Origin of the sequence: Myxococcus vastator (assembly GCF_010894475.1) — a bacterium.
GTDB classification, from domain to species: Bacteria; Myxococcota; Myxococcia; order Myxococcales; family Myxococcaceae; genus Myxococcus; species Myxococcus vastator.
The window spans coordinates 1-7,190 of sequence record NZ_JAAIYB010000429.1 but is presented as its reverse complement, the minus strand read 5'-3'; the positions used below and the strand labels follow the sequence as shown (position 1 = coordinate 7,190).

The window sequence follows — 7,190 nt, the reverse complement described above, 5'->3', positions numbered from 1 at the left end:
TTGTGGCAGTTGCCGCCGCCGCCCTCACCCGCCACGGAGCCGCGCCCCGAGGCCGCGCCGAAGCGGCCCATCCGCAGGCCCTCCCCTTTGTAGGCACCGCCTGCCTCGGGAGGGAGGTCCAGGCTGGTGCAGCCAAGGAGGTCCGCGTGGTTCAGGAAGGCCCCGCCCCGGAAGCCCCTTCCTTCCGCGCTGATGAGGCCGTTGTTCGTCACCGTGCCCGTGGCGAGGAAGGCCAGGATGCCGCCGCTGCGCCCGTCCCAGGGACGGGCCACGACCGAGGCTGCCGTGCCCAGGAAGACGTTCGTGTACTCAGGCACGGAGACCACCTGTGCGCCGGGCGCGGTGTAGGCATGCACCAGGGGCTCGGAGAGGCGCAGCATGGGCGGCGAGGCCATCACCGAGTCCACGCGCGCCAGCTCCCAGTGCCCCATCCGCCGAAGCTCCAGGGTGCCGCCGTCGCTGGAGACCACGGCCTCCTCCGACCCGCCGCTCTGGTGGAGCAACACCAGCGTGCCCGCGGTGAAGCCCGAGACGCTCTGCACCGGAACGTCACGGGCGCCGACCATCGCGAGGTCCGTCAGCGGCGTGGCGACGTTGAGGACGCGCCCCGCCGTCGTGACGGACAGCGCGCCATCACGGCCCGAGCCCAGGCCGAAGGAATCCAGCTCCGCCAGCGCGGGGGACGCCGGGAGCAACACGAGCAGGCAGGGCAGGACGAAGCGCATCCCCCTCATGCTGCCTCAGAAGGAGGGTCTACCGCGAGTGCGGGCTCCCCTGAGGACTCACTCGCCCGAGGCGTTCATCAGCGCCCGGCCGTTGCGCGGCGCGAAGAAGGACTGACGCGCGAGCCGCGGCAGGGCGCGCTTGTCCACGCACCAGAGCTGGAGTGCGTCCTCCCACTCGCCCAGCTCGGCCACCGCGCGCACGTCCGGCGCAGCGCGGTAGAGGCTGTTGAGGTTGTGCACCAACGCGGACAGGTCCTCCACCTCCCAGCGCTCCGTCACGTCACCGGCCATGACGTGGAGCTCCAGGACGGGGCGCTCGCGCACATCCACCACCTTGAAGCGGCGGGCCGCGCCGCCCATGGCGGTCGTGAGTGGACCCACCAGCTCGTCGGCGCGCACGCCGTACCCCACGGACACGCCGCCTTCGAGCAGGCCCGCGTCACACAGGCGCAGCATGGACACGTGAGGCGGCTCGCCTCGCGGCAGCAGCGCCGCGGCGGCATCGCGGTCCTTGAGGAGTCGCTCCTGGATGAGCACGTCGAGCAATGGGGCCATCAAGGCCCACAGCCTATCGCTCCTCGCCGCTCCAGTAGTCCACCTCCGCGGAGAGGGGCAGCGTGGTGAACAGGGTCCGAGCCGCCTTGTCGCCCCCGGGAGCACTGCCCGCGGAGATGACCACCTTCCCGGAGTCCGGGTACACCATGACGTCCGGCTCCCCCATGGTGGAGAAGACGAGGTAGCGCAGCGTCTCGGTCCCGTCGTTGAGGAGCTGGTGCGCGCCCCCAGGCCCCACCGGCAGCGCCACGTAGTCGCCTGCCTTGACGGCGACGGTGTCGTCCCCCAGGCGCAGCCGGCCCGTGCCCGCGAGGATGTAATAGGCCTCTTCGTTGGCCAGGTGGTAGTGCCGCGGCCACGCGTGCTTGCCGGGTGACAGCTCCATCAAACTGCACCCCAGCTTGCGGCCCTTGGCGGCGGCGCCCAGCTGCTTGCGGCGGTACTCCACCCGGGGGCCTTGCGTGACTTCGGTCCAGGGAAGCTCGGGCTCGTGGACGACGAGAGGATGCGAGGACATGGGCAGGTGCTCCTGTTCAGGGCCGCGTCGCGAGCAGCGCGAATGGGACGTGTCGACACGTCATCCAGTCGAGTCGACAATGGCCTTCGCGGAGGTGCGTGAGACATGAGTAGGCCCAAGGGCGGACGCTCTCAATCTCGATTCGACCATCGACCTGAGGAGGAGCTCTTGAGCGCGGCGCAGGCCGCCGCGCTCCTGGGTGTGAAGCGGGCCACGCTCTACACCTACGTGAGCCGGGGCCTCGTGCGCTGCGTGCCGGAGCGCGGCACCAAGGAGAACCGATATGTGCGCTCGGATTTGGAGCGCCTGAAGGCGAGGCACGACGCGAGAGCGGGACACGCGGCAGTGGCCTCGGGCGCCTTGCGCTGGGGCGAGCCGGTCATCGACTCGTCGGTGTCCCGCGTGGGCGCGGAGGGGCTCGCGTACCGGGGGCACTCGGCGGTGACGCTCGCGGTGGAGGGACGCGCGTTCGAGGACGTAGCGGAGCTGTTGTGGACGGGCGCGCTGCCCGAAGAAGCGTCACGGTGGCCCGCCCCCGAGCCGGCGTTTCCACCGACCGAGCTGGCGAAGCTGCTGCCCCGTGGAACACCGCCCGTGGCCGCGCTGTCTGCGTTGGTGCCACTCCTGGGCGCAAGGGACCCGGCACGCTTCGCCGCTCCACCCAAGCAGGAGCGCGCCCGCGCCCGGAGGCTGCTGCGCCACCTGTCCGCCTGGGTCTGCGTGGCGAACGCGCCGGGACGGGTGACGCAAGCCTTGAACGAGCCCACGGTGGCGCAGTCCCTGGCGCGCGCCTGGAACACCCGCGTGAAGCGCGCACCGGAGCTGCTCAACCGTGCGCTGGTGCTGTGCGCGGACCATGAGCTGAACGTGTCCACGTTCGCCGCGCGCGTGGCGGCCTCCTCCGGCGCGGACCTGTACGCCTGCTTGAGCGCCGCGCTGGCCGCGCTCTCCGGTCCCAGGCACGGAGGGGCCTGCGACCGCGTGGAGGCCTTGCTCGTGGAGGTGGGACGGCCGGAGCGTGCCCCGGAGGTCCTCCGGGAGCGGCTGCGGCGAGGTGAAGCGGTCCCCGGCTTCGGCCATCAGCTCTACCCGGACGGAGACCCGCGGACGCCGCCGCTCGTGGACGCCGCGCGGAGCGTCAGGCCCGAGCCCCCCGGTGTCCGCGCCGCCAGCGCCGTGCTGGAAGCCATGCGCGCGGCGGGACATCCGCCCCCGTCCGTGGACTTCGGCCTGGTGATGCTCGCCGGAGCGCTGGGCCTTCCTCCGGGCGCTGGCGCCACGCTGTTCGCCGTGGGGCGCGCGGCGGGCTGGGTGGCCCACGTCCTGGAGCAACGCGAGCAAGGCCACCTGCTGCGTCCCCGGGCCCGCTACGTGGAAGCGAAGCGTCCGGGCACGGCGTGACAGGGGCCTGTGTGAAGGGCCACTGTCGCCTGCCGCGCACCCGACGAAGTCCGTCGTTGGAGGCCCGCACCCGTGAGGGGAAACTCCCGCGCCGTGGACACTCGACGCGTATATCCCCGTTTCGCCATCGCCTCACTGCTCGGCAACGTCGCCTTCCTCGCCTCGTGGGGCGTGGTGCTGATGCGCCCCTCGGGCTGGCAGGTGGTGGGCCCGCTGCTGCTTCTCATGTTCCTCGTCCTGCGGGTGGGCGGCATGTGGCTCTTCGCCTCACGCCACCCGGTGGAGGAGCGCCCGCGCATGCGCCGCACGGCGACCTTCACCACCGTGCTGGCGCTCATCGCCGTGGGCATCTGGGTCTACACCGTGCTGCAAGGCCCACGCGGCCTCTGAGCCCCTGAAACGGCTCGCGGGCGCCGCCTCCAGACTGAACCGTCCGGAAGCACAGCGCCCGCGCAGACCGCCATGTGCTGACCGCTACACGTTGAAGCGGAAGTGCATGCAGTCGCCGTCCTGGACGACGTACTCCTTGCCCTCCACGCGCAGCATGCCCTTCTCCTTCACGGCGGACTCACTGCCCAGCTTCACCAGGTCCTCCCAGCGCATCACCTCGGCCTTGATGAAGCCGCGCTCGAAGTCGGAGTGGATGACGCCAGCGGCCTGCGGGGCCTTGTAGCCCTGGTGGATGGTCCACGCGCGGCACTCCTGCTCGCCCACGGTGAAGTACGTCCACAGGCCCAGCAGCTTGTAGCCAGCGCGCACCACCTTGTGCAGGCCCGGCTCGGACAGGCCCGCGCTCTCCAGGAAGCCCGGCCGCTCCGACTCCGGGAGCTGCTGGATTTCGGACTCCAGCGCGGCGGCGAGCACCACCACCTCGAAGCCCTCCTTCGCGGCCATCTCCCGGACGGCCTTCACGTGGGGGTTGGCGTCCTCCTTGCCCAGCTCCGCCTCGCCGATGTTCGCCACGTACAGCACGGGCTTGTCGGTGAGCAGGAACAGGTCATGGATGGCGGCGCTCTCCTCCTCGGTGAGCTTCTGGGCGCGCACGGTGATGCCGTTGTCCAGGCTCGCCTTGATGCGGTCCAGCAGCGCCACCTCGGCCTTGGCCTCTTCGCCGGCCTTGCCGCCCATCTTCGTGTTCTTCAAGGTGCGCTCGCGGCGCTTCTCCACCGTCTCCAGGTCCTTGAGGCACAGCTCCGTGTCGACCACGTCCCGGTCCCGCACCGGATTCACCCCGCCCTCGACGTGGGTGACGTTTTCGTCCTCGAAGCAGCGCAGCACGTGGAGCACGGCGTTGACCTGGCGGATGTTGCCCAGGAACTGGTTGCCCAGGCCTTCGCCCTTGGACGCGCCGCGCACCAGGCCGGCGATGTCCACGAACTCCAGCGAGGTGGGCACCTTCTTCAGCGGCTTGATGAGCGCGGACAGCTGGTCCAGGCGGTCATCCGGCACGGGCACCACGCCCACGTTGGGCTCGATGGTGCAGAAGGGATAGTTGGCCGCCTGCGCGCCCGCGGCCGACAGCGCGTTGAACAGGGTGGACTTGCCGACGTTGGGCAGCCCGACGATTCCGATGGATAGACCCATGGTGATTCCCTGGAACACGCGCGCCGGGGGGCGCGCTTCCCCTGAAGGGGATTAGGCGGTGCGGCGCACGGCGCCGGTGGCGCTGGTGCCGTTCAGCGGCAGGCCCTGGACGAACTGCTCGGCCAGCGCGCGCTGCTTGCTGTCGTCCATGCGCTCGCTGATGAGCTTGCCGGCGACTTCCATGGCCAGGTCGACCGCCATGGAGCGGACCTCGGCGATGGCCTTCGCCTTCTGCTCGTCAATCTCGCGACGCGCGCTCAGCTTGAGCTCCTCGGCCTCCTTGCGGCTCTTGGCCATGAGCTCCTCGCGGAACTTCTCCATCTCCTGCGTGTTGCGGCGCATCATCTCCGCGGCCTCGCGGCGGGCCTCGGCGATGGCCGTCTTCTGGTCGGCCAGCAGCTTCTCCGCCTCGGCGCGCTCACGCTTGGCGCTCTCGATGGAGCTGGCGATCTGCTTCTCGCGCTCCTCGACCAGCGAAAGGATGGGGCCCCACGCCTTCATCTTCAGGACGATGGCGACGATGACGAAGGTGATGAGGGTCCAGAAGATGAGGCCCGGCTGGACCTTCACGAGGTTACTGGCGGCGAGGACGGAGGGCAGGAACATGGCGGGATGTCCAGCGTGAGGGAGGGATGCTGCGAAGACTGCGGTTACCGCGGCTGGAGCGGCCGGCGCCCGAGGTGGAATTCCCTGCGGGCACCGGCGACCGTCCAGCGATGACTCGACCTGCGCTCGCCTAGACCTTGGTGGCGAGCAGGATGCAAACGACCAGCGCGAACAGCGTGGCGCCTTCGATGAGGGCCGCCGCGATGATCATCGTGGTGCGGATGTCGCCGCCCGCGGCCGGCTGACGGCCCGTGGCGTCCATGGCGGCGGCGGCCAGCTTACCAATGCCGAGCGCGGCACCGATGATGGAGAGACCGGCACCCAGACCGGCGGCGAGGAAGGCAAGAGCGAGGTTGGTCATGGTGACACTTGTTCTTTCGTAGCGTGGACCCGCTTGTGGGGGGGTCGTGATGTCCCTTGAGGACTACCTCCGGCGGCCTTTCGAACCGCCGGGTCTTCGACCGGGGCGCCGGACCTCCGCGCCCCGCTAACTCGTCACAGACGGCCTAGACGTGGTGCGCCTTGCCGTGGTCGTGGCTGGGGCCCACCTCGGACTCGTGGCCGTGGTCGTCATGGTGGTGACCCATGGCCACGCTCATGCCGATGAACAGCGCCGACAGCATCGTGAAGACGTACGCCTGCACGAAGGCCACGAACAGCTCGAGCAGGTAGATGGCGAAGGCGAAGGGCACGCTCACCAGCGCCACCGCCGGGTGGCCGAGGATGAAGATGAGGCCCAGGAGGAAGAAGAGGACGATGTGGCCCGCCAGCATGTTGGCGAACAGACGCATCGTGAGGGCGAAGGGCTTGGTGAACAGCCCCAGCACCTCCACCGGAATCATGATGGGCCACAGCCAGGGCGCCACGCCACCCGTCAGGTGCTTCAGGTAGCCGCCCAGGCCCGCCGCGCGGATGCCCGCCGCCTGGGTGATGACGAAGGTGCAGAGCGCCAGCGACGCGGTGACGGCCAGGTTGCCGGTGGCCGTCGCCATCCAGGGCACCAGGCCCAGCAGGTTCATGAAGAGGACGAAGAAGAACGCGGTGAGCAGGTAGGGCACGTACCGGGGGCCCTCCTCCTTGCCGATGTTCTTGATGGCCAGCTCGTCACGAACGAACAGCACCAGCATCTCGATGAGGTTGGCGCCCGCGCCGCGCGGCACCAGCTTCGTCTTGTCGCGGTTGCTCCAGATGAACAGGGTGGCCATCAGCAGCAGCGCGGCCAGCCACATCATCACGGTGTGCTTCGTGATGGACAGGTCCAGGCAGCCTTCCGTGAGGCCCGGAACCTCCTGCCCGTGGTCCGTCATCCGGAGCGCGCACCCGTCTGCCTTCAACGGGATGTGAATCGGCGGAATCTCTCCCAGATGAATGGGCGCACTGAGCGGAACCTCAATCTCGAAGCTCGGCGAGTCCACGACGTGGTGGAGGATGTACCCCGGCACGTCGTCTTCGGACCCCGCGGCCCACGCCGTGGCAGCAAACAGACTGGCGAACAGCACCATTGCCTTGCGCATCACTCGTCTCCGCCCGCCGATTCCTTCGACGCGGCCATCACGTAGCTCACTTCAATCCACTGCAGCGCGAAGTAGACGCCGAAGAACCCGGCGATGAACGGCACCGCCGCCATTCCCCGCGACACCACGCCCAACAGTCCCGCCAACACGCCCACGGCCCGAAGGCCAAAGATGATTCCGACCACCTTCAGCGCGGCGTTGAGGTCCTGCCGCACCGCCCGCCGTTTCAGCACCAGCGCCACCGCGCCCGTCGCCACCGCCAGCCCCACGCCCCACAGCGCCGAAACC

The 7,190-nt window shown here is 69.7% G+C and carries 9 protein-coding genes and 1 pseudogene; 2 read left to right on the top strand and 8 right to left on the bottom strand.

What is annotated here, in order from left to right; translation table 11 throughout:
- The 3 genes and pseudogenes from G4D87_RS30455 to G4D87_RS30445 all read right to left on the bottom strand — a co-directional run.
- Positions 1 to 725, bottom strand: a pseudogene (locus G4D87_RS30455) (adventurous gliding motility protein AgmC); the annotation flags it as partial.
- Between the two features lie 57 nt (positions 726 to 782).
- Positions 783 to 1,280 (bottom strand): hypothetical protein, encoded by a 498-nt coding sequence (locus G4D87_RS30450; RefSeq protein WP_163786210.1) that lies wholly within the window; start codon positions 1,278 to 1,280, stop codon positions 783 to 785.
- A gap of 13 nt (positions 1,281 to 1,293) precedes the next feature.
- Complete coding sequence (locus G4D87_RS30445; protein ID WP_163786209.1) at positions 1,294 to 1,797, bottom strand: cupin domain-containing protein; 504 nt, start codon at positions 1,795 to 1,797, stop codon at positions 1,294 to 1,296.
- A 105-nt stretch (positions 1,798 to 1,902) separates the two neighbouring features.
- On the opposite strand from G4D87_RS30445, the gene G4D87_RS30440 reads away from it, so the two are divergent.
- Positions 1,903 to 3,198, top strand: a complete 1,296-nt coding sequence (locus tag G4D87_RS30440) for a citrate synthase (protein ID WP_163786208.1) — start codon at positions 1,903 to 1,905, stop codon at positions 3,196 to 3,198.
- Positions 3,199 to 3,291: 93 nt separating this feature from the next.
- Entirely contained in the window at positions 3,292 to 3,588 is a 297-nt protein-coding gene (locus G4D87_RS30435; RefSeq protein ID WP_163786207.1) for a hypothetical protein, read from the top strand.
- Between the two features lie 84 nt (positions 3,589 to 3,672).
- Here the strand turns inward: G4D87_RS30435 and ychF are convergent, their stop codons facing one another.
- The 5 genes from ychF to G4D87_RS30410 all read right to left on the bottom strand — a co-directional run.
- A complete protein-coding gene (ychF, locus tag G4D87_RS30430) occupies positions 3,673 to 4,782 on the bottom strand; it encodes a redox-regulated ATPase YchF (RefSeq protein ID WP_163786206.1) in 1,110 nt (369 codons plus the stop codon).
- Positions 4,783 to 4,833: 51 nt separating this feature from the next.
- Positions 4,834 to 5,388 (bottom strand): F0F1 ATP synthase subunit B, encoded by a 555-nt coding sequence (gene atpF / locus G4D87_RS30425; protein ID WP_163786205.1) that lies wholly within the window; start codon positions 5,386 to 5,388, stop codon positions 4,834 to 4,836.
- Positions 5,389 to 5,518: 130 nt separating this feature from the next.
- Positions 5,519 to 5,749, bottom strand: a complete 231-nt coding sequence (locus G4D87_RS30420) for an ATP synthase F0 subunit C (protein WP_013936422.1) — start codon at positions 5,747 to 5,749, stop codon at positions 5,519 to 5,521.
- Between the two features lie 145 nt (positions 5,750 to 5,894).
- Positions 5,895 to 6,902 carry a F0F1 ATP synthase subunit A gene (gene atpB, locus G4D87_RS30415; RefSeq protein WP_163786204.1) on the bottom strand — a complete coding sequence of 336 codons (1,008 nt, stop codon included), beginning with the start codon at positions 6,900 to 6,902 and terminating at the stop codon, positions 5,895 to 5,897.
- Positions 6,902 to 7,190: hypothetical protein (locus tag G4D87_RS30410; RefSeq protein WP_163786203.1), on the bottom strand; the 289-nt coding region annotated here is incomplete at its 5' end. The genes G4D87_RS30410 and atpB, both read right to left, overlap by 1 nt.